Below are 24884 nucleotides of genomic sequence, written 5' to 3'. Positions count from 1 at the left end.
AGTGCCGCCGCCCCGGGCGTGGTCAAGCCGCGCGCTTGGCCGCGCGTCGGCGGGCGAGGAATTCGGCCGGCGCGTCCGCCGGGACACGACGGAGACGGCCGATTTCGATGGATTCCAGTTCGCCGGTGCGGATGAGCGCGAAGCAGGTGGTTCGGCCGATGCGGAGTCGGCGGGCAGCTTCTTCGACCTTGAGGAGAACAAGGGTCGTGTCGTCGTCGGCCGGGGGCGTGAGGGTGTCGTGGTCGTCCAACGCTCGCTCCTGTGGGGCTGAGTTCATGGGCAGGTGCCGCCGCACAAACCGCAATATCCGCAGAAACCCGGGGGAGGGTCGTTGACCTGCGGCGTTGTGGTGTGCGGGTGGTGGTGGGTGGTGCTCCGCAGAAACCCGCGATATTCCGCAAAAATCAGGGGCGGCCGTCGGCCGGTCGCCGGTTGCGGGGGTGGTGCTCGGTTTTTTGCGGAATATCGCGGGATTGTGCGACGGGACCCGGTCCGGGGTCGGTGTGGGGGCCCGTCGCAGGTCAGCAGGGGTGTCCGGGGTTTTCTGCGATTTCGCGGTTTGTGCGAGGGGGGTTGTGTGCGCGGGCGGGGTCACCGGCCGCCATGGCGCAGGGACGGGTGGGCCTGTAGGCGGGGTGCCGGTGGGCGTCCGCGCTTGCCGGTGCGCTCGGGTTGGTAGGACCGCAGGTATCCGTGGTCTTCCAGCAACGCGAGGGCCGGTTCGAGGTCCGCGACGGTGGGCACCTCGCTGCGGGACAGGACGCTGAAGACGTCCCGCCGGCTGACGTCCTCCCATCCGTTGTCCCTCAGCGCTTCCAGCACGCTGCGGGCGCGGGACAGGACCGGATCGGCGCCCATGACGTCGAATACAGCGAGGGCGTGGGCGGTGTAGTACTCCCCCAGCTCGATAGCCGCGCGCATGGTGTCTTCGGTGACGGGGTGGGCGTAGCCGCTGCCGCCGTGTTCGGCGAGGTGCAACAACGCGGCCATGCGGGCGGTCGCACCGGCAAGCTTTCCGGCCCAATTGGAGATGTGGCCCAGCTTGCCGCCGCGTGCCTTGAGCTGCGGTTCGATGCGCTTCTGATAGGCAATCAGGGCCGCGTCCGCGTCCGGGGTGAGCTGGATGACGGCCGGGTCGGTCCACTCCGCCAGGGACAGGGCGAGGTCGATGACCCGGGCGGTGTAGGCGGCGGCCGTCTCTTCCGGTACCGGGTCGGTGATGATCTCGCGGTCACCGACCGTGGACACTGGCAGGGAGTACAGGAAGCGGGCCAGCAGTCCGCGTCCCTCGAACCCCTTCACCTTCCCGATGTCCCGCAGTACGTCAGGCTGTACGGCGAGGCCGATGGTCAGGGCGGGGGCGTCGATGTACTCGCGGCGGGTCTGCCGGTTCACCCTCAGCCGGTCCCCGGCATGCCCTTTAAGGAAGACCTCCATGTTGGGGGCGCCGGAGTAGCGGCCGGCGATGATGTCGAAGATGCCGCCCTCAGCGCTCATCACCGACAGCCGCCCGCCCTGTTCGGACATGAGCGAGGTGACCGTCTCGGGTGTCGAGTCGTCCGCCAACAGGACCGGTTCGGCGGGGACGGTGAGCGTGTCGGCGGTCTGCGCCAGCCCTACAGCGGTCGCCACCATCTCATCGCGCTTGTCCCCGTCGGCGGACGCGGCCTTGGCGGCGGCCTTGTCCGCCGCTTCCTTGGCCAACCGCGCCGTCAGCTCCGCTTCCACGATCACGGGCTTCATCGCCGTCTTGAGCTGCTTCTCCGCCTCATAGAGGGGGTTGGTGAGCAGCGCGAAGACGGCCGACTTGCGGTTCGCGGGCGGGAGCGCCACCACCGTGTAGAGGTTGGTGGGCTCACGCCAGTTGCCGCGCACGTGGACCACCGACCGACCGCCGGCCGCCGTGGCGAGCACGGCGAGGGCGATCGACCCGGCGAGGTCCACCGGGGTCTGTGTCTCCTGTGCGACGGCCGTCACGAACTCCCCCAGCCAGGCGGGCAGCACGTGAGCGGGGAACGGCGGACGCTCGCGGCGGCCGGTGAGGGGAATGGGGTCCTCCCACACGTCAGGTGCCGCGTCGTCCTCGCCGGGCGGTTCGTCCAGGGTGGGCATTCCGGCCCACAGGTCGGGGCTGTCCACAGGCTGTGGAGTCATGAGGCCGCCCTCCCTTCGGCGGTGGTGGTGTGGGGGCAGTCGCCGACGTGGATGCGGGCGGTCAGCCTGATGACGGCGGCGCGGCCCCGGGCGCGTTCGTGGTACCCGCAGGCACAGAGCCAGTCCGCGACAGGTACGCCCTCGCACTGGATCTGAAGCCCCGGTGTGATGCCGGCGACAGTGACCGTCTGCGAGTCAGAACCAACGGCAGAAAGGACGCCCTTGCGGGCGGCGACCTTCGGTTCGCCCACGCGCCACCGTGGCGGGCCCTGTACGGCGCCCTGAGGGCTGTTCGCGGTGGTTCGGGATGCTTTGTTCATGCCGCGCGCTCCACAGCCGTCTCAAGGCCGTTGGCGACCGCGCGGCGCGCGTAAGCCTCCGGGACACCCACGGAGACGGCGGCCGTCACGATCTCCTCGCCGATCGCCGCGAGGCCGCACGGTCCCGGGCACCCCGCGTGCTGTGCAGCGAGGAACCGGGCGACGCCGAACGCCTGTGATCCGGCGCCGGATTCGGTCCGGGCCCGTACGAGGGCGAGGCCGCGTTCCAAGCCGGTGCGGACGTAGCGCTCGGTATGGCGGCACCCGGTGGCAACCGTCCGGTCCCACGTGGCGCGGGCGGGGAGAGAAGAGGCCACCCCGCCCCGGGCGGGGGTGGTGTCTTCCTTCACCACCAGGGCGCGCACGACCGCCGGGAGAACGGCCATACGGCCGACCCCGGGGCCCAACCAACGGGCGTACTGAGTCAGGCTCTTGATGTCGAGACCCGGCCGGACCGCGTTCGCCGACTGCATGGCGCCCCGGTAGATCCAGTGTTCGCCCCGCGTCGTCGGCACGGTTCGCGTCGGGGGCAGCATCTCGCGGGCCCATGCAACGGCCGCCGCGTTGTCCAGGTCAACCACCGTCAGCCTCGCCCCGCCCGGGTGGTAGGCGACCGCCACCGCCTCGCTCCATACCGGCGCCCACACGGGCGAGGTGAGGATGTGCGGGTCGGTGGTGGCAGCGGCCCACGCGTGGCACGGCGCGAGGCACTGGCAGGCGCCGGCGCTCTTCATGTTGGGGCGGCCACCACAGGCGCCGTCCTTGCAGGAACGGCAGTTGCCGAACGGAACCTTGCCCTGCCGCAACGGCAGGACCGGGACACCGGCCGCCGCGAGGGCGAGGGCGACCCTCAGGGGGTCGGACGTCGCGCTCATGCCACCGCCCCCAGCGTCGCCGTGGCAGCGAGGTTGGCGCGGCCGGGACGCTCGCCCCGTTCGGGTGGCAGGGGCCGAAGGGCCCTCGCCCAAAACGCGCGGTTGGGTCATGCTGTAGGTCTCCTGTTCTGCTACGTCGGGACTCGGAGACCGTGGGCGGCGGGCTGTCCTTGTCCGGGAGTGCCGCCGCCCACGGGCAGAGCTAGAAGGGCGGTTCGTTGCTGTAGCCGTCGGGCCCCCACGGGTCACGGCCGCTGTCACGGCGACGCAGCCACCGGGGCCGACGCGGCAGGGGAAGCAGGAACCAGCGACGGGACTCGTTCCAGCACCCGCAGAGCTCCCAGTCACTACCGGCGTACTCGCCGTTGTGGTCGCCGTAGTCGTACTCGATCCCGCCCTCGCCCTCGCAGTCGCGGCAGTTCGGGCGAGGGGTGTCGGTCAGGACCAGGGCCCGGCGAGGCCAGTGAGCGACCTGAATGCGCAGTCGGATCACGGGTGTTGATCTCCCTCTGTCAGCCGTAGAACTTGTTGCGCTTGATGACGGCCTTGCGGATGTTGACCGTCGTCCCGCCGCCGTGGCCGCTCGCGCTGAACACCTGCACCGCGATCCAGCCGCCGAAGATGACGGCGGCGAGGATGATGAGCTGATGGATGAGCGCGGCGAGCGCGGCGATGAACGTGGTCAGCAGGACCAAGCCGCCGCACACCGCGCCGAACCCGATGCCCCCGAGCGCGATGTTCACCGCCGCCCGGGAGACGGCCGGCTTGGCGACGACCGGTTCGGGCTTGGCGGGCTCGATGGCGTAGCCGGTGACGACGCGGCCGTCGGGCAGGACGACGCTCGCCACCGTCGGGATGGTGCCCGGCTGTACGGGCATGAGCGGCGCGGTGTGGGCAGGGACGATCGGGGTGGGAACGTGGACTTCCACGGCCGCCGTCTCATGTCCGGCGAGGTGGCCGTACGCGGTGGGCTCGTTCACGGTGCTGGTCTCCCTTCGGGTCAGCGGGTGATGCCGGGCAAGGCGTCGGTGACGGCGGTGACGAGTCGGTTGACGGTGTCGGCCGCGCCGGTGTGGGCGAGGTAGAAGCCGAAGAGCGCGACGGCGACGGCCGCCCCGGCGCCGACCGCGCGGAAGCGCAGCAGCAGCGCGACGCCGACGGCGAGTAGCAGAACGAGCGGGATGGTGATTTCCATGGGGCCTCCCGGGCGGGGGTCAGCGGGTGCCGGCGCGGTAGGTGCGCGCGGCGCGGTTGTAGATCCAGCGGCCGACGCGTATGCGCTTGCCGGTGGCGTCGCAGCGGCGGCAGTCACGGCCGCGCTTGGGCTTGCCCTTGCGGTCGGTCTTGAGTTCGTGGCCCATGCCGTCGCACTTGCGGCAGTCCCCGAACGGGCTCAGCCAGCACTTGACGGCGTAACCGAGGGTGACGATCAGCAGGAATGCGGTAGCGAGGGCTGCAAGGCTCATCAGGGGCCTCTCAGAGGGGTTGAAGGGGGTTTTCGCAGGTCGGCCGCTACGTGCTAGCGGCCTGATCAGGGGCGGTTTTGGTCGCTAGCAGGGTTGCTACCGGTAGCGACGCCTGCCGCTACCGGTAGCAGTCCGTGAGACCTATCCGGCGTCCCGCTTCTTGTTGCGCTCCGTAATCGCGGCGGCGATGTCGTCGCGCTTGATGCCGCGCTTGTTGACCTGTTCGCCGTCGATGCGCCGGCTGATCTGCACCGTGCCGATGCCGAACGGCTTGAGCGCGGCGGTGAGCGCTTCCGCCTTGGGCTTGGGCTCCAACTCCACCCACGGGCCGTAGACGTCCGGGCGCAGGTCGGCAAGCCGGTCCACGACCGTTTCGGACCACACCTTGGCCTCGCCCTTGCCGAGCACGGCCGCGACGTCGTCAAGGATCGTCGCGGACGTCTCCGGCGCGGGTGCCTCGCCGACCGCGTCACCCGACAGCGTCCCCTCCGCCTCGCGCAGCGCGGCGGCGCGGGTCAGGATGCGGTCGGCGTCGCGGCCGTCGGCGAGGTAGGTGCGCACGATCCCGGAGTCGTCGGACATGCCCTTGAGCAGACCCACCCCCTTGTGGGACTTCAGCAGCTTGGACGCGTCCAACCCCTCCGAGTACGACCCGGCACCGAGGATCGTGTCCGAGACCTGGTAGGCGCCGACCCGCAGGGCGAACCGGGCCTGATGCTGGTCACGCAGCTCCGACGGGCACGCCTTGTCGTCCGGCTTCTGCGTCGCGGTCATCACCGAGACGCCGACCGCCGGGGCGACCCTGGCGAGGTAGACCATCAGGGACAGGATCTCCTTGCCGTGCTCGGGATGGGTCAGGTACTCCTGCACCTCGTCCACCACAAACAGCGTGAGCGGCATGTTCAGCTTCTTGTCTCGGCTGATCTCCGGGGTGAGCTTGCCCTCCGGGCAGACGTGCAACGGCAGTTCGGACAGCCGGTGGTAGCGGTCTTCGACGTCCGCCTTGAGTTCCCGCAGCGAGGTCAGCAGATGCTGAACCGGGTCGAACCCGTTCTTGGGCACGATGCCGAACCCGATGCGGTGCGCGACCAGCGCGAACTTCCGCCAGTCCGGCGACGCCTTGCCGTCGAACACGTACAGGCGCACGTACGGGTCCAACGCGGCGGCCAGCGCGATCGTGCGGGCAGAGAACGTCTTGCCCTGCCGGGGCACGGCGCCGACCAGCAGCGACAGCCACAGCATCGTGGCCATGACCGGGTTGCCGCGCTCGTCCACGCCCCACGGGAACGGCTTCCAGAAGTCCACCCGGGTTGCCCCCAACAGTGGGGACTTGCCCGACGGGACGGCGAGCGGGTCACGGTCGGCGATCCAGTACGACACCCGCCGCCCACTCGTCTCGTCCTTGTCCAGGAAGAGCTGAGTCGGGGCGATGTCCATACCGGAGGCGAGACGGGCGTGAGCCTTCATCGCGTCCTCGAACGTCTTGCCGTACGGCAGATCCACGACCACGCGCCAGCCGTCGCCGTCCCGGCCGATCGGCCGGGGGAAGGCGATCGTCTGATCCTTGGTGGTCAGCCCGGACGCCTCGTGTGCGCGGATGACGATGTCGGAGGACAGCTTGCGCTTGCGGAACGTCACCTTGGCCATGTCGATGAGCGGCCGGTCCGCCGGCGCCCCGACCACACCGAGGGTGGTGGTCAGCGTCGCCACAGCCAGCATGAGCAGCCACGACGGCGCCATGACGTACAGGGTCAGCGCGGCGGCCAGGCCGACGAAACCGGCGATCGTCGCCACGATCCCCCGCAGCCGGACGCGGTCGTTGCGCTGCCGCGACAGCTTCAGGTACTCCGCCGCGTCCTCGTTCGCGACGGACGCGAGCCGCAGCGTCTTGCCCTCCGCGTCGAACACCCACCTGCCGATCGCGGCCGACCACCGCCACGCGCCGCGCGGCGAGTACACGCAGATCTTCGGCGTGTAGACCAGCGGCAGCCGCACGGCGTGGTAGCCGACCACAGCCGAGTAGTGCCGGACGGCCCACTTGCGGACGGCCGTGCGCTGGTCAGGGAGCTTCACCCAGTCCGGCAGCACCGGCATCCGGGCCTTGTCCTTGGCCTCCATCCATTCCGCGACCGAGGGCGGGTAGACCTCGCGCGGCGGGTCGACCGGTGCCCCCTCGCTCAGCCCTTCGGCCTCCGGGTCGTCGCTGTCGGGGAGTTCGGCCTCCCACTCCCCCGGCTTCACCACACCGGCCGGCATGGCCGGGTCGGCGGGGTCGGTCTTCTTCTTCAGCGGGAACGGCACGATGTCAGCCGTCGGCTGTTCGGTGCCCTCGGGGTCCTCCGGGGGCGGGAAGGCGGTGGTTTCCGTCACGATGTACGCGCTCCTTCGGGAGTCGAAGGGTCCGGCCGACTTGCTGTGGAAGGTGGGCGGCCGGGCCCGGGTTCGTGTGGTTCAAGCGGCGCGCTGTTCCTCGGGATAGGCGCAGGTCACGCAGGTTCCGAGCGTGGGCGGGATGACGTATCCGGCGTCCCGGCCGCACTCGGGGCAGCGGCGGCGGGCGGCATTGGCCTTGGCGAGCGCCGCCCACCTCGCCGGGGTCATCGGCCGCACAGGCCGGGCGAGGTCGACCCGGTACAGGTACGCGGTGAGCGGTTCGCGCCGACGGCGCGGCCGAAGGATCTGCGCCGCGATGTCCTGACCTCCCGGGCGCAGTCCACGGATACGGAGTTGACGGCGGGTGGCCAAGTCGTCGGGGGCGTAGCGCCACGGGTAGGTGGGGATGCCGAAGCGCTCGCCGGCGGGGTCGAAGCAGTCGGCGAGGGTCAGCCGGCTCACGCGGCTTCAGCGCCACCGGCGGCGCGCTCAGCGAGGATCGTGTCCCGCAGCATCCGCGCGTTCGCCGGCGAGGTGTGGACCTCGCGGCGGATGCCCTCTGCCGTGATCCGGGCATCGGGCCAATCGGCGGTCGCGGTGCGGGCCTCAGCGAGCAACTGATCCGTCGTGCGCTTGGGTCGGGGCGACCGGGCCACGTCGGGAACCTTGCCGGTCGCCCGACGGGATCGGGGGGAGTCAGCCGCCACCGCCCGCCGACCGGCCGGCGCCGGATCGGCCTTGACCGAGTCGACCGCCGGGGCGATCGCCGGGACCGGCTTGAAGGGAAGCGTCGGCTTCATGAAGTCGACCGCCACCGGATCGGGCGCGGGGAATCGGGTCAGCACCACCGACGGCGCCGGGGTCGATTCCCGCAGGTCAGCCGTAGACCGATTCATTATGTTCTCGGTAGATTCCTCCGCATTCCCGTTCGTGTCGGGAATCGGGGCGAGGGCGGGGGCAGTGCCGCCGAACATCGACGCGAGGGCGGCATCCGCCCCGTCCGTGATCCGGTCGCGCTGGACTTCCAGCAGCCTCGATCCGAGCGCCGCGTCCCCGACTCCGACCTTGCGGGCAAGACGCCACGACGCCCGATCGGACCGCTTCCGCACCCGGCTCACCGGGTGATGAGCGGCACGGGCGCGGTGGTAGGCGAGGGCCTGAACGATGTCGGCGGTGCGCCGCTCGTTCTCCGCGTCGCGGCCGTCGGTGTGGACGACGATGCGCCGGGCGAGGAATGCCATGCCCTCAGCCGACACGGACATGCCCATCGGGGTCAGGGCGTAGATGACGGTCCGGCCGGTGTCCGGCGCGGCCATGGCGCCCATGACGGCGGCGGCGGCCGGCAGTGCCCACAGCCCGATCCGGACGACGCGCGGGGAGGACTGTCCCAGCATGGTCAGGCCCAGCAGTACGAGCGCGAGGACGGCGGTTGCGCCCTCGCCGGCGGCGAGGGCACCGAGCGCGGTTCCCTTGCCGTAGGTGTGTCCAATGTTGCTGTAGGTACCGATGCCGCCGATCACGCCCGTGGCGAGCATCGGTACGAACGCGGCCGTCAGGACACCGATCTGAACCTTCGTCAGAGGCTTGCGGGTCTCACTCATGCCGCTTCCCCCGTCCCCGGCCGGTAGCCGCGAGCGGCGCGCAGGAACGGCACCGTACGGGTCAGCGCGTCGGCGTACAGGGCGTCCCAACCGGCGATCTCGTCACCGGCCTCCGCCTCCGCCCGCAGGTCGGCGAGGATGTCACGGGCCGCGTCCTCGCGGGCGGCACGCTCGCCGTCCGTCTCGAACTCCAGCGGGCCCCGGAACAGGTCGACGTCGATACCGAGCGCCAGTTCCGCGAACTCGATGTCGCCATGGGCTTCCTGGCCGGCGACGAAGGTGCGCATACGCATGGTGGGTCTCTCCTTGATACGTCGGGAAGGGCGCGGGGCGGTCGGCTGTCCTGTCCGGGAGTGCGACCGCCCCGCGAGGGGCGAGGTAGAGGGTTAGCTGATCTGCACGTGGCCGCTGGTCACCCGGCGGCGGACGTTCAGGTGACCGGCGCCGGTGACGCGGACGCTGCCGGAGGTGGCGTTCACGGACAGACGGCCGCTGGCCTGCGAGGTCGCGGCCATGCGGACGCTGCCGGAGGTGACGTTCAGGCGGGCATGGTGGCCGCTGTAGGCGCCGACGTTGACGCTGCCGGACGTGAGGCTGATGTCCAGCGGGCCGTGCACCTCGCCGACGATGACGCTGCCGCTGGTGACCGTGGCTTCCAGGTCGCCGACGCGGTCAGCGGTCAGCATCCCGGAGGTGCCGTCGTACTCCAGTCGGGCCAGCACGCCCGTGACGACGGTGTTCGCGGTGTGCGTGCTGATCGCGACCACCGACTTGGCGGGCAGGTGGACTTCGGCGGTGATCGGCGTCACCGCGTCCCCGGCCGGGCCGGTCGCGGTGACCTCGCGGCCGTTGACGAACACCTTGCCGCCGCTGTGGCCGGTGATGTGGACGTTGCCGTTGATGATCTGCACACCGTTGCCGCCGGAGAACGTCATGGTGTAGCCGCCCCTGCTGACGGTGGTGATGCCGCTCATGCCGCCGGCGACGTCCGGGACGCGGACCCTGAGGTTCTGCCCGTTCAGGCTGACGGTGGTGTCACGGATCGCGTCGGCCGACGGGCCGGAAGCGGCCTCCGTCGTCAGCACCATGCACGCCTGCTTCAGCGTGGGGTCGACGACGACGCGGATACTGCCGGTGTTCATCGTCAGATCCAGGGCGATCGGGCCGATGACGTCCACGGGGATGATGCGCTCGGTCATGCGGGAACTCCTGACTGCGTCGGGATAGGAGATCCGGCGCGGCGGGCTGTCCTGTCCGGGAGTGCCGCCGCGTCCGGAGGTGAGGCCAACGCCGCAGGTCACGGCGGGCCAAGTGACCCCGGGCGGAAGTCGATTCCGCGCCCTCACGGCTGGATACCGGGGCCGACGGTCGTCACCCGGCCGTCACGGGGACGGGGGCAAGCCCCGTCGCTCTCAAAGCACTCTGTTGAGTTCTCAAGGAACCGGCGTTTCCTTCGTACTCACCCCTGCGGGCTTTCCTCCGAACGCTGTCTGTGCAGGTCAAGCGGTTTCCCCTTTGAGTCGGGGCGACCTCTTGCTGACTAGCTTGCACTAGTCTGCTGTGGTGCACAACCCCTGTGGGGTGATGCGCACTAGTTCGCTGTGGTGGGTACCCTCAAGGCATGACTGTCACAGGAGGGCCCAAGCCGAAGGCGGTGCAGGTCGCAGACGCGCTGCGCGACGACATCAAGAAGATGAAGCCGGGGGAGAAACTCCCCTCTCAGCGAGAGCTGATGGACCGCTTCGGATACGCCAGCCAGACCATCCAGAACGGGCTAGCCGCACTCCGGGCCGAGGGGCTGATCGTGTCGGCAGGGAACCTGGGCAACTTCGTCAGCGACGGGTCTGCCCCGGGTGGCGACGTACGTGATGACATCAAGGAAATCCGCTCCCAACTCCAGGCGTTGACCGAACGGCTCGAAGCACTGGAAAGCCGCTCCGCATCAGGTGGCGCTTGATCTGCAACCAGCATGGGAGTAACGGAGTGTGTGAGGTAAGTGACAGCCAGGGGACGGCGGACGGGAGGTGGGGACATGTCCAGTGACACCCCTCTGTCCCCTTCCCTGTCCCCCCTGCCCGCGCGCGAGACTCGGAGTAGGCACTCGGAGGAGGGCGCATGACTGACGACAGGCCCGCATGGGCGCGACGCATCGCTGCCGAACGACAGGCGCGCGACTGGTCACAGCGTGACGCGGTCAGGGCCCTGCGTGCGCACGCGCCCACGGAGCTGCCGGCAGAGGACAGCATGATTCGCCAGTGGAAGCGCTGGGAGTCCGGCCAGGCACCGAACGACTTCTACCAACCGATCATCGCGGCCGTGTTCGGCACGGTGACGCACGCCCTCTTCCCTGCGCCGTCTCGCCGGGACGGAGACAAGGAGATCTTGGCAGCGAGCGGCATGGAGACTCTGGAGATCGTGAGTCGCCTGAACCGGTCCGACGTCGACAGCGCGACGCTCGATGCTCTCCGGATCACCACGGACCGCCTCTGCTCTGAGTACCCGTTCATGCCGAGTGGTCAGCTCCTCATCGAGGGGCGGCAGTGGCTTCGCCGCGTCGTTGACCTGACCGCGAAGAACCTCACGCTCGCCCAGCACCGCGAAGTGCTCGCCCTGTCGGGCTGGCTCGCCTTGCTCGTCGGCTGCGTCGAGTACGACACGGGAGACCGCCACGCGGCCGAGTCGACACGCCGCGCCGCCCTGTCGCTCGCGACGGAGGCAGAGCACCCAGAGGTGGCGGGGTGGGCGCACGAGATGCGGGCGTGGTTCGCCCTCACGACCGGCGACTATCGCGGTGTCATCGCGGCAGCGCAGGCCGGATCAGAGGCAGCACCGACCCATGGCGTTGCCGTACAGCTCGCAGGCCAGGAAGCCAAGGCATGGGCGCGACTCGGAGACCGCCGACAGGTTGAGGTGGCACTGGACAAGGGGCGCCGGCTGCTTGAAGGGATGCCGCACCCCGAGAACCTGGACAACCACTTCGTGGTGGACCCCGCCAAGTTCGATTTCTACTCGATGGACTGCTACCGGCTGGTAGGAGAGGATCGGCTTGCTCGGACGCTCGCGGACGAGGTTCTACGCGCCGGAACGGACTTCGACGGCACGGAACGCTCACCCATGCGGAACGCCGAAGCGCGGGTAACGCTCGGAGTCACCGCAGCACGTGAGGGCGACCTCGAACAGGCCCTCATCCATGGCGAGCGAGCGCTTCAGGGCGACCGACAGTCCGTCCCTTCCCTCATCATGACCAGCCGAGAACTCGCGGCCGTCATGAGGCAGCGCTACAGCAAGGAGCCGGCGGCACAGGACTACCTGAACCGCCTGCAGGAGCTGGGCCGTGAGAAGCCGGGATTCCTCCCTTCCTGAGCGGCACCAACAGAAGACGGGCGCGGCCTCCAAGTGAGGTCGCGCCAGTCTCGGTTTCCATCTATCCGGTGGATCCTTCTGCCCTTCTAGGTTCGCCCGGTACTGAAGCGGACCGCCGCCGGCACTCAGAACTGGCTCACTCAAGTGATGATCCGCTCGGCTCGGCAAAGTCCTGACGTCGACGGCAACCCAGACGCTACGCTCACTGACAAACACACCGTGATGACGATCAGCGCTCGCGCTGCCTAGGGGGATTAAGTGCACACGCTCACGGGAAAGCGAGTGGCCAAGTTTGCACGAGACTTTGGCTTTGAGGGAGACGAGGCGAAGCAGTTCGAGCTGTACGTCGCAGCCAACTACCTCTTCCCTTATGTACGGGACGATGTCGAGCAGATTGAGCGCGCTGTTCTCGGCGGTGGGACCGACGAGGGCATCGACATCGCTGCCGTCGTAGTCAACGGACAGATCGTCTCGGAACCCTCAGAGATCGACGATCTTATCTCAGATCAGGCGTCCAATTCAGCGCGGGTACTCTTCATCCAGGCTAAGACAAGCGAGTCCTACGACTCTAAGCTCATCGCGAAGTTCCTCCACGGCGTCGAGGCCGTGACAAAGTACGCGATTAAGGCGAAGAGCGTCAAGCTTCCTCCGGCCCTGGTTGACCTGGCTGCTTTGATCGATCGGATCGCAGAGAACGGTGACAAGTTTCAAGACACGCGAATCCCGTGCGAACTCTTCTACGTCACCACCAGCAGCAATGACGGGAAGAGTGCACAGCAAGAACTTCAGGTCACAGAAGCGATCGATCGTATTCGATCCCAGGGCATTTATTCAGAACCTTTGCACCTCAACACTCATGGCCACGATGCACTAGCTGCAAAGCTGAAAGAACGTCACGGACCACAGAACATTCAGTTCAACTTTGAAAAGCGGCAGACCATCCCTGCGACTGAGCGGGTGAGTGAGGCTTACATCGGGCTCTTGTCCGGCAAGGAGGTGATGAAGTTGCTGACGGATGAAACTGGCTCCGTACGACCAGGGATCTTCGACGACAATGTGCGTCTCGATCTCGGTAGTCACAACCCAGTGAATATCCGGATCACGAGAACCCTTCAGAGCGACGACCGCGAGCACTTCCCCTTCCTCAACAACGGACTCACGATCATTGCGACATCTCTCCGAGGGTCGGGTGACAGATTCTTCATCTCCGGGTATCAGATCGTAAATGGCGGGCAGACAAGCCACCAGCTCGTTAGGTGGGCGGCAAGCGCAGAGGTTAAGGCCAAGCCGGCCCTCCTCTCTGACCTTTGGATCCCAGTGAAGATCGTCAGCTCAGGCGACGCTGGGGTGCGAACGAACGTGGCGATCGCTACTAACCTGCAAACTCCCATCGGCTCAACTGACATTCAGGCGAGTTCCCAGATGGCGAAAGACGTGGAAGAGTTTTTCAACCAATCGGGCGTAAACGGCCTACGTTATCTGCGGCAGAACCAGCATGCGTCTCTTGATTTCCCGCGGACTCGCGTTGTCACAACTCCCGAACTTAACCGAGCGGTCGCTGCAACACTGTTCGGTGATTCTTTCCGAGCGATCGGTGCTCCGAAGGAGCTAGAGGTTGAGGGTTCGTTCGTTTGGGGTGAATACTCCGTTGAGGCCTACTACTACGCGGCCTGGATTTTGTATCGGGTAGACAGATTCTTCGCCCGAACACCCGACTCGACCACTCTCAAAGCCGCGAAGTATCACATCGCGATGATGGTGTCCGCTCTGATCACGCCGGAAATTGTGCCTATCTTCGAAACCTCTGAGACAGAGGCAGCTAAACAACGGCTGAGGGGCGCTAAGAAGCTGAGGTTCAAGATTTCAGACTCGGAGAAGATTGAAGGAGCGATCACTACTGCAGTCGAGCTTGCCACCGAGCAGTTTCAGTCTGTCTTGAACGAGGGCAGGAGCTTGCGCAAGGACGATGTGCGCAGCCGTCGTAACCAGGAGGCTCTGCTACAAAAGGCCAAGGAGTCGAGCGCCGACGTCTGATGCTCGGCTTTCGATACATCAGCCGAAAGTAGTCAGACGAAGAAGGCCGGGGATCGCCCCTGTGTCTTGTCCTGGTCTTTGTCCAGTACGCCGACGGCCACCATCGTTCACCGCCGTACGCGCACCCCGTCTGACCTGCCCCGCGAACCCCTATGAACGCCCCCGAACGGCCGCGCGGACAGTTGGAAAGCGTGTTGGGGGCAACCCCTCACGAGTTCGAATCTCGTATCCTCCGCAGCCGCCTGAACAGGCGAAACGAGGAGTCGGACCGCAATGCGCGGTCCGACTCCTCGTTGTGCGTTGGTCTCAGTTTTGGTCTCATTCACTTCGGACATTCAAGGCATTCTTCTCGCATGTGCGGCTCGCCGCTCCCGCGAACTTTGACCCCACTCACGGGGCACTCGCGGATGCGGCATGGCGATTACCGAGCGACATCCGCGCAGGTACACACCTCCTTCTCACATATAGGGGTATGTTTCATGGAGGCGTACTTCTATATCTGGGGGTGTGGCATGGAAAAGCCTGCCGAGATGTTCGACCGGGACTACGAGTGGTCGGCGCTGAGGCGGTTCATCACCGACCCACAGCCGGGCGCGACTCTCGGCGTGGTCTCCGGACGTCGCCGCCAAGGCAAGACCTTCCTGCTCGACGCCGCGTGCCGCGCCGCCGAAGGTTTCTACTTCGGTGCGACCGAAGCTACGGACGCCGAGTCGCTGCGGAGGATCAGCACCGCGCTGACCGATCACGTCCGGCCCGCCAGCCCGTTCCACTTCGCCAACTGGTCAGAGGTGGTCGACGCGCTGCTTGCCCTCGGCTCCGAACGCCCCGTCCCCGTGGTGATCGACGAGTTTCCGTACCTGGCCAAGGCCAATCCGGAACTGCCCTCAATCATCCAGGAGGCTCTGCGGCCCCTGCGTGATCAGCGCACCCGCTCGCGCACTCGGCTGCTGCTGTGCGGCTCGGCGCTGTCCTTCATGGGCCGACTACTGTCGGGCAACGCCCCGCTGCGTGGACGGGCGGGCCTGGAGTTGGTCGTCCGCCCCCTCGACCACCGCCTCGCCGCGGACTTCTGGGGCATCACCGACCCCCATCTGGCCATGAAGGTCAACGCGATCGTCGGCGGCACGCCCGCCTATCGGCGCGAGTTCGCGCGCGGCGACACTCCCAAGGAGCCGGACGACTTCGACGACTGGGTTGTCCGCACGGTCCTCAATCCCGAGACCCCCCTCTTCCGCGAGGCCCGCTACCTGTTGGCCGAAGAGCCCGACCTTCGCGACACCGCCCTGTACCTGTCCGTCCTGGCCGCCGTCGCCGATGGCAACGCCACCCGAGGCGGCATGGCCGGCTATCTGGAACGCAAGGCCACCGATATCGCGCACCCCATCAACGTTCTGGAAGACGCGGGACTGCTCCACCGCGACGCGGACGCATTCCGTGACAACCGTCCCACGTATCGCATCGCAGAACCGCTGATCGGCTTCTACCACGCGATCATGCGCCCGGTATGGGACCAGCTCGAGCGCCCGGGCAGTGCGACACGAGTCTGGCAAGCCAGCCGCCGACGCTTCGTAAGCAATGTCCTGGGGCCTCATTTCGAACAGGTCTGTCGCGACTGGGCTCTCCATCATGCCGATCCCGATCTTCTGGGCGGTCTGGCCGCCCGCGTGGGACATGGCGTGGTCCACGACTCCAAGGCTCGCATCGGCCATGAGGTCGACGTGGCGGTGATCGGCATCGCCGACGCCGGCAAACCTCCGCTCCTGGCCATCGGAGAGGCCAAGTGGAATGACACCATGGGCATTGCCCACATCGACCGCCTCAGGCATATCCGCAGCCTTGTCAGCCAGGCCGGACGTTATGACACCACCGACACTCGGCTGATCTGTTTCAGCGGAGCAGGATTCAACGACAAAGCCCATGCAGCAGCGGAAGCCGACACTGATGTCCGTCTCATCGACCTGGCTGCGCTCTACAGCCAGGAGTGAAGGCGCGCACCGAGACCGGAACGGCAGCCACCACGGAGATGATCAGCTGCCTTCAGCTGGGGTTGTCAGGACGCTGCAGTAGATAGCCCCAGACAGGGTCCAGTGCCTCGTCGTCGAAGGCCAGGGAGTCGGACCAGTGACGCTGTTCGAGCGGAGCAAGCAGGTCCTCAATGGTGCACAGCCAAGCCTCGCACAGGGCACGCAAGAAGAGCCCGTAAAGGCCACCGGACATTCGCCACCAGACCTTCTCCCAGGTCAGAGTGGGATGGTTGCGCGCGAATTCATACGCCGCATCACGGTTCAGAATATCCGGGAAAACGCCTGCGAAAGGAGGAAGAGGCGCTCTCAGGAAGAAGACGACCCAGTTGTCGGGGAGTTGCACGTTCCGCCCTGACAGGTAGTGATAGACCTGCGGTGGCCGGGTCCGGGCAGCGACATTTGGGCCTGAGGCCAGGAAGACTTCTGTCCGCTGTGCGGCCCATGCCGCGACATCGACCGGACGGAGCAGGCCCTGTGCTGTAAGGGAAAAAGCGAGGCGAGGGCGCCCACGACGATCAGCGTGATGGTGAACGCGGCGACCACCGTCGTGAGGACCAGAAGCCCGATCACGCCGCTCCGCGCGGTATCCGACGCCACATCCCATTTGCGGTATCCCACGAAGAGCGCCAGAGCCGCGCCGACAAGGGTGGTGGCGAGCGTCTGATAGACGGCAAGGAAACGGTGCGCATTCTCATTCACCGCGTGGATCTGCTGCAGGATGTACCGGTACCGCTCCAGGGCGAACTCGTTCCGCACCGTTGCGGCTTCCGGCCTCGTCTCCCCCGATGCTGCCATCGCCCCCACCTGTCTGACCTTCCATCAGGATAGGGCGACCAAGGTCGCTGAGCACCTGGATCACCGAGACTCTCTACCGCGCCAGCACGTTCCACGACGCTTTCCAGCCGAGGTGGCTGGCGCTGCTTGCAAGATCCACACGCCGCATCTGTAGACACAGCCCACCGCGCTCCGCCAACTAGCGAAGGCCAGTTGCTCTCTGGTCTCAGTTTTGGTCTCATTCACCCTCGTCCAGCATCGTCCGGAAGGCCCACTACCACCCGCTTCATCGCAGGTCAGAACATCCCCGGCCCTCGCCGAACCCTCAGACGAACATTTGGAAAGCGTGTTGGGGGCAACCGCTCACGAGTTCGACTCTCGTATCCTCCGCAGCCGCCTGAACAGGCGAAAAACGAAGAGCTGGACCGCTCATCACGGTCCAGCTCTTCGGCATGCCCTGGGTTGCAGCTTTGACACCGAACGCAGTCATGCCCCCGCATCCGTCGACGCCTCATTCACCCATCGCGGGCTGAACTGCGGCGACTTCGGTTCTCGGCGGATCCAGGCGCATTCGCCCATGGCCCCGGGACGATGCCGCGGTCATAGCCCGATCATCCGGACCTTGCTGCCGCACAGCCGGGTCATGTCATCGACGTCCGACGTGAGGATGGCGACCGGGTCAGGCTGACGCAAGGCCGCTTCGGCGACGGTGGCGTCGATCGCGTACTTGTGTCCGTGCAGACCGGCACCCTTGAGCAGTTGTGCCGCCGCCTTGGCCGCCGCCTCCGTGACCGGCTCCACCTTGACCCGGGAGAGCGCCCATTGCAGTCGGGACAGGTTCACCCTGGCGTGGCTCACCTCCACGATGGTGTTGGCGCTGACGACAAGGTCCGCTCCCATGTCGTGGAACACCTGGAACATCGCCAGAACCTTCCGGTCCTGCGCCACCCAGGCCGACAGCCCCTCACTGTCCAGGACGACAGTCTCAATGTGCCCGCTCACGCGGCGCTCGCGCCACCGGCGGCCTGCGTCGCACCGAAGATCCGCGCCCGCGCCTCGGCCAGCTCTTCCTCACTGAAGGCCCCGTGCTCGTCTGTGTGGCTGCGCAGGTCGGCCCCCAGAAGCTGGTGCCGGATCTGTCTGGCGACCGCTTCGGCCACGTAGCCGGAGATGTTGTCCGTGATCTTCTTCAGCTCCGCCACCTGCTCGGTGGGGAGTGTCACCGTGATGCGTGTGGTGTCAGCCATAGCGGTAAGCATACTGCGGTATGCGCGCTATGTGCTCTCTGTTTCCCGCGGTCGGTCCGGTCAGCGGCGGTCGGGGCGACTGTCCGTTCGAGCAGGGGCTGAGCTGGGCAGTTGTGCGACGCGCCAGTTCAGCGGGCCCAGCAGCGGTAGGCCTCGATCCATTGCGAGCCCTCGGGGGCGGGTTCCGGCAGCGGCAGGTCCAGAATTCCGATGTCCTGTCGGACCGACCCCCGGACGCAGCGTGCGACCACGCGCCCGTCCCCGGCCAGATCGACACCGACCACGCTCACCTCGACGCCGAGAACAGTCGTGGTGAACGGTACGGAAAGGCTCTCCTCGATCATCGTGAAGAAGCCGGTGCGCTGCTCATCCTGGCCGTAGGCGTCGACGGTGGCCTCTTCGAGCAACGCCTCCGGCGCGGCTGGTTCCCAGGCGCTCATGGCCTCGCCGTAGCGCCGCACCGTACGGTTGAGGACCGGTGTGTTCAGCAGCGGCATATCCGCCGTGGCGCCATCGCCAGCAGTCAAGCCGGGGCCCGCGGTTGCCAACGTGTGACGTTGCCTGGTGGGGTGCTGTGGGGAGCGGGCCCGGGGGCCGGCAAGCGACAGGGCGGATGAGAGTGGCACGAGTCGTCGTACGAGAGCCGAGTACGGGCGCGAGGAGCGCACCGCCGCTGGCCCGGCAGGAAACATCCGCCTTCGTGAGAGAGTTGCTCGGCGCCGGCTGGGCGGCGGTGTTCCTGCCCGGTGAGCCCGCCCGCCTTGGGCGGCTGCTGCTGTGGAAGCCGACCGGGGCAGCAGCCGGAGACCGTACGGCGCCCACCGGCCTTGAGACCGAGGTGGTGGAGCTGGTCCTGCCGCACGGCCGCTCGGTCAGGCGGCGCAGGGTCGAGGGTTACGCGCTGCCTGTCGCCGTCGCTGTCTCCGCCCTGGCCGATGCGGAGCCGACGCATCCCTCCGGCGCCGCCTGGCGGGCCGCCACTCGCTTCGCGCTGCGGCTGCTCGCCGACGGCCGCCTCCACCCCGCCCTCACCCCCGCCGGTTACGACACCTGGCAGGTGGGTCCCTGCACCGCCGCCCAGCGCCGGACGCTGGACGCCCTGGCCGCCGCCTTCCCGCCGCACGCCCACTGCCTGCCAGAGCCAGGTCCTGCGCCGGTACGGATCGCCGAACCGGCTGCGCTGGTACGCCAGTTCTGCGACGCGGTCGCCGATGATCTGGTCCGTACGCCGGCCGCGCCGCTCGCCATGGGAGCGCTGCCGTACGCCTGGCGCGAGGCCCGTGCCGTGCCCATCTTGCGTGAATGGGCAGAGGAAACCCAGGCTGCGCTCACCGCCGAGGTCAGTGTCTCCCTGCGCGTCGACGTACCCGAAGGACGCCGACGGCAGTTTCGGGCCGTCCTGCAACTGCACACCGCGGCGGACCCGGCGCTCGTCATCGAGGCCGCACGGCTGTGGAGCGAGCCGATCGAAATGGAGCGGCTGCTCGGCCCGCGCGCCGAGACCGAGACCCTGCTCGCTCTGCGCCGCGGCGCCCGCGCCTGGCCCCCGCTGCGGAGGCTGCTCGACGATGCCGCTCCCGATCAGCTCCGGTTGACCGACGACGAAGCCTTCGAGCTCCTCGGGGACGCCACGGACGCGCTGCGCGCGGCCGGTGTCGACGTGCACTGGCCGCGCGAACTGGTCAAGGCACTCACCGCGACCGCGGAGATCGGGCGACGCACCGCCCCCGGTTCCACCACGGGCGGCCTGCTGGACACCGAGGCCCTTCTCGACTTCCGCTGGCAGGTCTGCCTCGGCGGCGAGCCGCTCACCGAGGCCGAGATGGATGCCCTCGCGGAGTCACGCCGTCCCCTCGTCCGGCTTCGCGACCAGTGGGTGGTCGCCGACCCGAAGCTGGTGGCCCGCGCCAAACGCCGCCGGATGGAACCACTCACCCCCATGGAGGCGTTGAGCGCCGCGCTGACCGGCGAGGCCGAGCGAAGCAAGATGGGGGTCCCCCGGCCGGAGGCTGGGGGAGGGACGGTGACCGCATCCCCTGTGCGGCGGTCGGTGCGCTCGGCGACCTGGTCGCTCGTATCCGCGACCCCGAGTCCCGCGCCCCCGTGCCCCAGCCCGCCGCTCTCAAGGCCACGTTGCGCGAGTACCAGAAGCGGGGCCTGGCCTGGCTGGCCGAGATGTGCGCACTCGGCCTCGGCGGCTGTCTCGCCGACGACATGGGCCTGGGCAAGACCATCACCCTGCTCGCCCTGCACCTGCACCGCCAGACCGACCCCGCCACCGCGGGCCCCACGCTTGTCGTCTGCCCGGCCTCCCTGCTCGGCAACTGGCAGCGCGAGGCCGCCAGATTCGCACCGTCCACCCCCGTACGCCGCTACCACGGCGGCGACCGCCACCTGGGGGGCCTGGCCGGCGACGAGATCGTCCTGGTCACCTACGGGGTGCTGCGCCGCGACCGCGAAGTGCTCGCCGAGACGGCCTGGTCGCTGGTGGCCGCCGACGAGGCCCAGCACGTCAAGAACCCCTACGCCGTCACCGCCCGCGAACTGCGCGCCCTGCCCGCCCGCGCCCGCGTCGCTCTCACCGGCACCCCCGTGGAGAACAACCTCTCCGAGCTGTGGGCACTGCTCGACTGGACCACCCCCGGGCTCCTCGGCACACTCACCGCCTTCCGTGACCGGCATGCCCGCGCCATCGAGGCGGGCGAGGATCCCGAGGCAGCCGAGCGCCTGTCCCGTCTCGTACGTCCCTTCCTGCTGCGCCGCAAGAAGTCCGACCCCGGTATCGCGCCCGAACTGCCACCCAAGACCGAGACCGACCACGTCGTCCCGCTGACAGCCGAGCAGACCAGCCTGTACGAGGCACAGGTTCGCGAGACCATGGCGAAGATCGCGGAGTCGGAGGGCATCGCCCGGCGCGGTCTGGTACTCAAGCTGCTCACCGCGCTGAAGCAGATCTGCAACCACCCCGCCCAGTATTTGAAAGAGCACAGCCCGCGCCAGTCCGCTCCCCTGCGGGGCCGCTCCGGCAAGCTCGATCTGCTCGACGAGCTTCTCGACACCATCACCGCCGAAGGCGAATCCGTGCTGGTCTTCACGCAGTACAAACAGATGGCGGCTCTGCTGGAGAAGCACCTCGCCGGGCGCGGCGTCCCCGCTCTCTTCCTGCACGGCGGCACCCCCGTCGCGCGGCGCGAGGAGATGGTGGACCGCTTCCAGCGCGGTGAGGTGCCGGTGTTCCTGCTGTCGTTGAAGGCGGCGGGCACCGGACTCAACCTCACCCGCGCCACTCACGTCGTGCACTACGACCGCTGGTGGAACCCGGCAGTCGAGGACCAGGCCACCGACCGCGCCTACCGCATCGGCCAGGACAAACCCGTCCAGGTACACAAACTCCTCGCGGAGGGAACCGTGGAGGACAAGGTGGCGAAGCTACTCGAAGGAAAGCGCGCCCTCGCCGACGCCGTCGTCGGCTCCGGCGAGGCAGCCCTGACCGAACTGTCCGACGCCGAACTCGCCGAACTCGTCGCCCTGGGAAGGCGGTCATGAGCCCCGCTGTCCCCGGCCCGCGCCGTGCGCCCGCCCGCGGCAAGCGAGCCTTCGCCTCGACCTGGTGGGGCCAGGCATGGGTGGCCGCCCTGGAGGACTCCACCCTGGACGCCGGACGGCTCTCGCGCGGACGCACCTACGCCCGCAAAGGCATGGTCGGCCCGGTCACCGTCGCTCCGGGCAAGGTCAATGCCGCTGTCCAGGGCAGCCGCCCGCGCCCGTACCGCTCCTCAGTCCACCTGCCCGTCCTCACCGGCCCTCAGTGGGACACTCTGCTCGACACGATCGCGTCCCGCGCCGGACATCTCGCAGCACTTCTCGACGGCGAGATGCCCGCCGAACTCGTGGACGACGCCCGGGACGCGGGCGTCCCACTGCTCCCGCTGTCCACCGAGCTCGATCCGGAGTGCTCCTGCCCCGACTGGGGATACCCCTGCAAGCACGCCGCCGCGCTTTGCTACGCCATCGCCGCCACCATCGACACCGACCCGTTCGTGCTCTTCGCGCTGCGCGGCCGCGGTCGCGAGGAGGTCTTCGCCCAGCTGCGCGCACTCCGTACGGCAGCACAGCAGACCGCCGCCCCACCGGTACCGGCCGGCATCCCGGCCGCCGCCGCGTACGCCCGCTGGGCCGAAGAGCCACCCGAACTGCCCGAACTCCCGGAACCCGCCGCCCACACCACAGCCCTGCCTGTCACCCCGCCACCCGGCACTGGCCTGGCTGCCGCGGACCTGGAACGCCTCATGGCCGACGCCACCGCGCGCGCCGCCCGGCTCCTCGCGGGCGACACCGCCGACCTGCACCTGACCCAGCACCAGGACGCCGTGCGCATCGCCGCGAGCAACCCCGGACCCGAGTGGTTCCACCACCTGATCCAGAACACCGGCACCAACCCCACGGCCTTCGCACGCCTCACCCGCGCCTGGCGACACGGCGGCCCCACGGGCGTCACCGTCGCCGAACAGCCCCACACCCCCGACCCGACGGTGATGAAGGCCACCCGCACCGCCCTGGATGCGGCCCTCGCCGAGATGACCGACTCCCCCACACACCTCAGAGTCTGGCGCAACCGCCTCACCCTCACCCACCACGGCATCCAGCTGCGTCTGGGCCCCGACGCCCGCTGGTACCCCTACCTCCAGGACGACGACGGCGAATGGTGGCCCGCGGCACCGGCCGACAGTGACCCGGTCACCGCGCTCACTGCGGCCTGGTCGCATCAGGGGGAGTAAGAAGGCGATTCCCGCTGACCAGGAACCACGGGCAGAAGCTGGACACACTCGCGCCGCTCCAGTTCCGTAGTTGCAATTCTGGTTGCATTCGTCGGCGTACAACACCGTTCACAACGCCCGCCCGGACCAGCCGTACCGCAGGTCAGGACGTTGCCGTACGCCCCACGTTCCTGGACGGAGGCGCACGGGCTTCTGCTCGCAATCGCCGTAGCGGACGACGAGCTTGTGAAGCTGCTCCGTCATGCTTCCCCCTGGCCATGACGTCGGCGTGGTGCGGTGGTGGCTATTTGCGGTGAGGTATCACACCGTGCATGCGTGTCGGGCAGTGCTTGGCACTTTCGTCAGCGAAAGAGCAGAGCTGGCCGATGAACTCTCGGTAGCTGTCGGGGGCGTCGCGGTCCTTGCTGGGTGGCCCGTCGACCCACTGCTGCCAGAGTCCGTTCGGGGCGAGGAATCGGGCGGCGTGGTCAGCACCGAGTTTGGCGTCGAGTAACAGCACCGCCGACCTTGAGGTACCGCCGGTCGGGCGTGACGTAGCGGCGGATCAACTTGAGCCGCTCGTCCTCTTCTTCGGTGTCACGCATGGCAGCATCCTCGTATGGACGAAGCTGTCAGACCAGCATGGCGGCCGGCGGTCCGGGAGCCGAGCGGCATGAGCACGGTGGCGGCGGTGTGCCGCATCCTCCCGTGCGGTTCGGTCAGTGCGGTGAGCCCGCGCCTGTGCCGGCACCCGGAGCTCCTCGGCTGGGAAGGGGCGGGGGCCGCCCCGCCGTCCGATCAGTGGTTGGCCAGGAGTTCCAGTGTGTCGATCACGCGGTTCGAGAAGCCCCACTCGTTGTCGTACCAGGCGACCACCTTGACGTGGCGGCCGTCGACGCGGGTGAGGGACGAGTCGAAGATCGACGAGGCGGGGTTGCCCGTGATGTCGGACGACACGAGCGGGTCGTCCGAGTACTCGAGGATGCCGGCGAGCGGCCCCTGGGCCGCCGAGCGGTACGCCGCCAGCACGTCGTCGCGCGTCACGTCGCGGGCCACGGTCGTGTTGAGTTCGACGATCGAGCCCACCGGAACCGGTACGCGGATCGCGTCGCCCGACAGCTTGCCGTCGAGGTTCGGCAGGACGAGCCCGATCGCCTTGGCGGCGCCGGTCGTGGTCGGCACGATGTTGACGGCGGCGGCGCGGGCGCGGCGGGCGTCGCGGTGGGGACCGTCCTGCAGGTTCTGCTCCTGCGTGTAGGCGTGCACCGTCGTCATGAAGCCGTGCTCGATGCCGGCGAGGTCGTCGAGGACCGCGGCCAGCGGCGCGAGGGCGTTGGTGGTGCAGGAGGCGTTCGAGACGATCGTGTGCACGGCCGGGTCGTAGGCGGCCGTATTGACCCCGTACGCGAGTGTGACGTCGGCGCCGTCCGACGGCGCGCTGACCAGTACCTTCTTGGCGCCCGCGTCGAGGTGGGCGCGGGCGGCCTTGGCCGAGGTGAAGCGGCCGGTGGCTTCCAGGACGATGTCGACGCCGAGGTCGGCCCACGGCAGCTGCGCCGGTTCGCGCTCGGCGAGCACCGTGATGCGGCGGCCGTCGACGACGAGGGTGTCCCCGTCGGCGGTCACCGGGCGGCCGAGCCGGCCGGCCGTCGTGTCATAGGCGAGCAGCCGGGCGAGGGTGGCGGGCTCCGTGAGGTCGTTGACGGCGACGATGTCGAGCCGGCTGTCGCGTTCGAGCAGTGCGCGCAGCACATTGCGTCCGATGCGGCCGAATCCGTTGATCGCGACGCGAGTCATGAGTGGTGTCCCATCTCTTGGTGTCCCTTCGGTCGCCACCAGCGTCGCGCGCGGCATCCGCCCGTGACAGCGGCGTGATCGCCACGGTTCAAAAGGATC

Annotated in this window: 27 protein-coding genes and 1 pseudogene; 6 read left to right on the top strand and 22 right to left on the bottom strand. The window is 68.3% G+C overall.

Going from position 1 to position 24884, the window contains the following annotated elements; translation table 11 throughout:
• Nucleotides 1-22 precede the first annotated feature (22 nt).
• The 13 genes from I2W78_RS20365 to I2W78_RS20305 form a co-directional block, all read right to left on the bottom strand.
• The gene (locus tag I2W78_RS20365) at nucleotides 23-250 is read right to left on the bottom strand and encodes an excisionase family DNA-binding protein (RefSeq protein ID WP_230885527.1); all 228 of its coding nucleotides are present in this window, start codon (nucleotides 248-250) and stop codon (nucleotides 23-25) included.
• A 341-nt stretch (nucleotides 251-591) separates the two neighbouring features.
• A complete protein-coding gene (locus tag I2W78_RS20360; RefSeq protein WP_196464649.1) occupies nucleotides 592-2139 on the bottom strand; it encodes a YfjI family protein in 1548 nt (515 codons plus the stop codon).
• A gap of 11 nt (nucleotides 2140-2150) precedes the next feature.
• A complete protein-coding gene (locus I2W78_RS20355; protein ID WP_230885525.1) occupies nucleotides 2151-2474 on the bottom strand; it encodes a hypothetical protein in 324 nt (107 codons plus the stop codon).
• The gene (locus I2W78_RS20350) at nucleotides 2471-3349 is read right to left on the bottom strand and encodes a bifunctional DNA primase/polymerase (RefSeq protein ID WP_196461711.1); all 879 of its coding nucleotides are present in this window, start codon (nucleotides 3347-3349) and stop codon (nucleotides 2471-2473) included. Before I2W78_RS20350 ends, I2W78_RS20355 begins: the two co-directional genes overlap by 4 nt.
• A gap of 202 nt (nucleotides 3350-3551) precedes the next feature.
• Nucleotides 3552-3842, bottom strand: coding sequence for a hypothetical protein (locus I2W78_RS20345; protein WP_196461710.1), 291 nt, complete (start codon nucleotides 3840-3842; stop codon nucleotides 3552-3554).
• Nucleotides 3843-3861: 19 nt separating this feature from the next.
• Nucleotides 3862-4329 carry a hypothetical protein gene (locus I2W78_RS20340; RefSeq protein WP_196461709.1) on the bottom strand — a complete coding sequence of 156 codons (468 nt, stop codon included), beginning with the start codon at nucleotides 4327-4329 and terminating at the stop codon, nucleotides 3862-3864.
• A gap of 20 nt (nucleotides 4330-4349) precedes the next feature.
• Nucleotides 4350-4544: a hypothetical protein gene (locus I2W78_RS20335; RefSeq protein WP_196461708.1), complete on the bottom strand. Its 195-nt coding sequence runs from the start codon at nucleotides 4542-4544 to the stop codon at nucleotides 4350-4352.
• 19 nt (nucleotides 4545-4563) lie between these two features.
• Nucleotides 4564-4815, bottom strand: a complete 252-nt coding sequence (locus tag I2W78_RS20330) for a hypothetical protein (protein WP_196461707.1) — start codon at nucleotides 4813-4815, stop codon at nucleotides 4564-4566.
• Nucleotides 4816-4956: 141 nt separating this feature from the next.
• On the bottom strand, nucleotides 4957-7185 hold the full coding sequence (locus I2W78_RS20325) for a cell division protein FtsK (RefSeq protein ID WP_196461706.1): 2229 nt from the start codon (nucleotides 7183-7185) through the stop codon (nucleotides 4957-4959).
• An 81-nt stretch (nucleotides 7186-7266) separates the two neighbouring features.
• Entirely contained in the window at nucleotides 7267-7650 is a 384-nt protein-coding gene (locus I2W78_RS20320) for an RRQRL motif-containing zinc-binding protein (RefSeq protein WP_196461705.1), read from the bottom strand.
• Nucleotides 7647-8789 carry a conjugal transfer protein gene (locus I2W78_RS20315; protein WP_196461704.1) on the bottom strand — a complete coding sequence of 381 codons (1143 nt, stop codon included), beginning with the start codon at nucleotides 8787-8789 and terminating at the stop codon, nucleotides 7647-7649. The genes I2W78_RS20320 and I2W78_RS20315 overlap by 4 nt, the downstream gene beginning before the upstream one ends.
• The gene (locus I2W78_RS20310; RefSeq protein ID WP_093910937.1) at nucleotides 8786-9076 is read right to left on the bottom strand and encodes a hypothetical protein; all 291 of its coding nucleotides are present in this window, start codon (nucleotides 9074-9076) and stop codon (nucleotides 8786-8788) included. Before I2W78_RS20310 ends, I2W78_RS20315 begins: the two co-directional genes overlap by 4 nt.
• A gap of 99 nt (nucleotides 9077-9175) precedes the next feature.
• A complete protein-coding gene (locus I2W78_RS20305) occupies nucleotides 9176-9988 on the bottom strand; it encodes a DUF4097 family beta strand repeat-containing protein (protein ID WP_196461703.1) in 813 nt (270 codons plus the stop codon).
• Between the two features lie 422 nt (nucleotides 9989-10410).
• Between I2W78_RS20305 and I2W78_RS20300 the strand changes: the two genes are divergently transcribed.
• The 4 genes from I2W78_RS20300 (at nucleotide 10411) to I2W78_RS20285 (ending at nucleotide 16171) form a co-directional block, all read left to right on the top strand.
• On the top strand, nucleotides 10411-10746 hold the full coding sequence (locus tag I2W78_RS20300) for a winged helix-turn-helix domain-containing protein (protein WP_230885524.1): 336 nt from the start codon (nucleotides 10411-10413) through the stop codon (nucleotides 10744-10746).
• Nucleotides 10747-10904: 158 nt separating this feature from the next.
• Nucleotides 10905-12152, top strand: a complete 1248-nt coding sequence (locus tag I2W78_RS20295) for an XRE family transcriptional regulator (protein ID WP_196461702.1) — start codon at nucleotides 10905-10907, stop codon at nucleotides 12150-12152.
• 258 nt (nucleotides 12153-12410) lie between these two features.
• Nucleotides 12411-14186, top strand: coding sequence for an AIPR family protein (locus I2W78_RS41450; protein ID WP_196461701.1), 1776 nt, complete (start codon nucleotides 12411-12413; stop codon nucleotides 14184-14186).
• A gap of 512 nt (nucleotides 14187-14698) precedes the next feature.
• On the top strand, nucleotides 14699-16171 hold the full coding sequence (locus tag I2W78_RS20285) for an AAA family ATPase (RefSeq protein WP_196464646.1): 1473 nt from the start codon (nucleotides 14699-14701) through the stop codon (nucleotides 16169-16171).
• A gap of 52 nt (nucleotides 16172-16223) precedes the next feature.
• Here the strand turns inward: I2W78_RS20285 and I2W78_RS20280 are convergent, their stop codons facing one another.
• The 6 genes from I2W78_RS20280 to I2W78_RS41445 form a co-directional block, all read right to left on the bottom strand.
• The gene (locus I2W78_RS20280) at nucleotides 16224-16553 is read right to left on the bottom strand and encodes a hypothetical protein (protein WP_196461700.1); all 330 of its coding nucleotides are present in this window, start codon (nucleotides 16551-16553) and stop codon (nucleotides 16224-16226) included.
• Nucleotides 16517-17005 carry a DUF2157 domain-containing protein gene (locus I2W78_RS40595; RefSeq protein ID WP_230885523.1) on the bottom strand — a complete coding sequence of 163 codons (489 nt, stop codon included), beginning with the start codon at nucleotides 17003-17005 and terminating at the stop codon, nucleotides 16517-16519. The genes I2W78_RS20280 and I2W78_RS40595 overlap by 37 nt, the downstream gene beginning before the upstream one ends.
• A 579-nt stretch (nucleotides 17006-17584) precedes the next feature.
• Nucleotides 17585-17986, bottom strand: coding sequence for a DNA-binding protein (locus I2W78_RS20270; protein ID WP_196461699.1), 402 nt, complete (start codon nucleotides 17984-17986; stop codon nucleotides 17585-17587).
• Nucleotides 17983-18231, bottom strand: coding sequence for a hypothetical protein (locus I2W78_RS20265; protein ID WP_196461698.1), 249 nt, complete (start codon nucleotides 18229-18231; stop codon nucleotides 17983-17985). Before I2W78_RS20265 ends, I2W78_RS20270 begins: the two co-directional genes overlap by 4 nt.
• 128 nt (nucleotides 18232-18359) lie before the next feature.
• Nucleotides 18360-18779: a calcium-binding protein gene (locus I2W78_RS20260; protein ID WP_230885522.1), complete on the bottom strand. Its 420-nt coding sequence runs from the start codon at nucleotides 18777-18779 to the stop codon at nucleotides 18360-18362.
• The gene (locus I2W78_RS41445) at nucleotides 18755-19897 is read right to left on the bottom strand and encodes a hypothetical protein (protein ID WP_307784002.1); all 1143 of its coding nucleotides are present in this window, start codon (nucleotides 19895-19897) and stop codon (nucleotides 18755-18757) included. The genes I2W78_RS20260 and I2W78_RS41445 overlap by 25 nt, the downstream gene beginning before the upstream one ends.
• On the opposite strand from I2W78_RS41445, the pseudogene I2W78_RS20255 reads away from it, so the two are divergent.
• Nucleotides 19823-21777: pseudogene (locus I2W78_RS20255) on the top strand (DEAD/DEAH box helicase). The gene I2W78_RS41445 and the pseudogene I2W78_RS20255 overlap by 75 nt on opposite strands.
• Entirely contained in the window at nucleotides 21774-23009 is a 1236-nt protein-coding gene (locus I2W78_RS20250; RefSeq protein ID WP_230885521.1) for an SWIM zinc finger family protein, read from the top strand. Before I2W78_RS20255 ends, I2W78_RS20250 begins: the two are co-directional and overlap by 4 nt.
• A gap of 108 nt (nucleotides 23010-23117) precedes the next feature.
• Here I2W78_RS20250 and I2W78_RS41175 read toward each other — a convergent pair whose 3' ends face one another.
• The 3 genes from I2W78_RS41175 to gap form a co-directional block, all read right to left on the bottom strand.
• The gene (locus tag I2W78_RS41175; protein ID WP_269066568.1) at nucleotides 23118-23252 is read right to left on the bottom strand and encodes a hypothetical protein; all 135 of its coding nucleotides are present in this window, start codon (nucleotides 23250-23252) and stop codon (nucleotides 23118-23120) included.
• Nucleotides 23253-23292: 40 nt separating this feature from the next.
• Complete coding sequence (locus tag I2W78_RS40590; RefSeq protein WP_307783721.1) at nucleotides 23293-23508, bottom strand: DUF6000 family protein; 216 nt, start codon at nucleotides 23506-23508, stop codon at nucleotides 23293-23295.
• Nucleotides 23509-23786: 278 nt separating this feature from the next.
• A complete protein-coding gene (gap, locus tag I2W78_RS20245; protein ID WP_196461697.1) occupies nucleotides 23787-24785 on the bottom strand; it encodes a type I glyceraldehyde-3-phosphate dehydrogenase in 999 nt (332 codons plus the stop codon).
• Nucleotides 24786-24884 lie beyond the last annotated feature (99 nt).

It is taken from the genome of Streptomyces spinoverrucosus, assembly GCF_015712165.1.
Classification (GTDB): domain Bacteria; phylum Actinomycetota; class Actinomycetes; order Streptomycetales; family Streptomycetaceae; genus Streptomyces; species Streptomyces spinoverrucosus_A.
The sequence above is the reverse complement of the archived record's forward strand: the minus strand, read 5'-3'. Positions and strand labels throughout refer to the sequence as shown.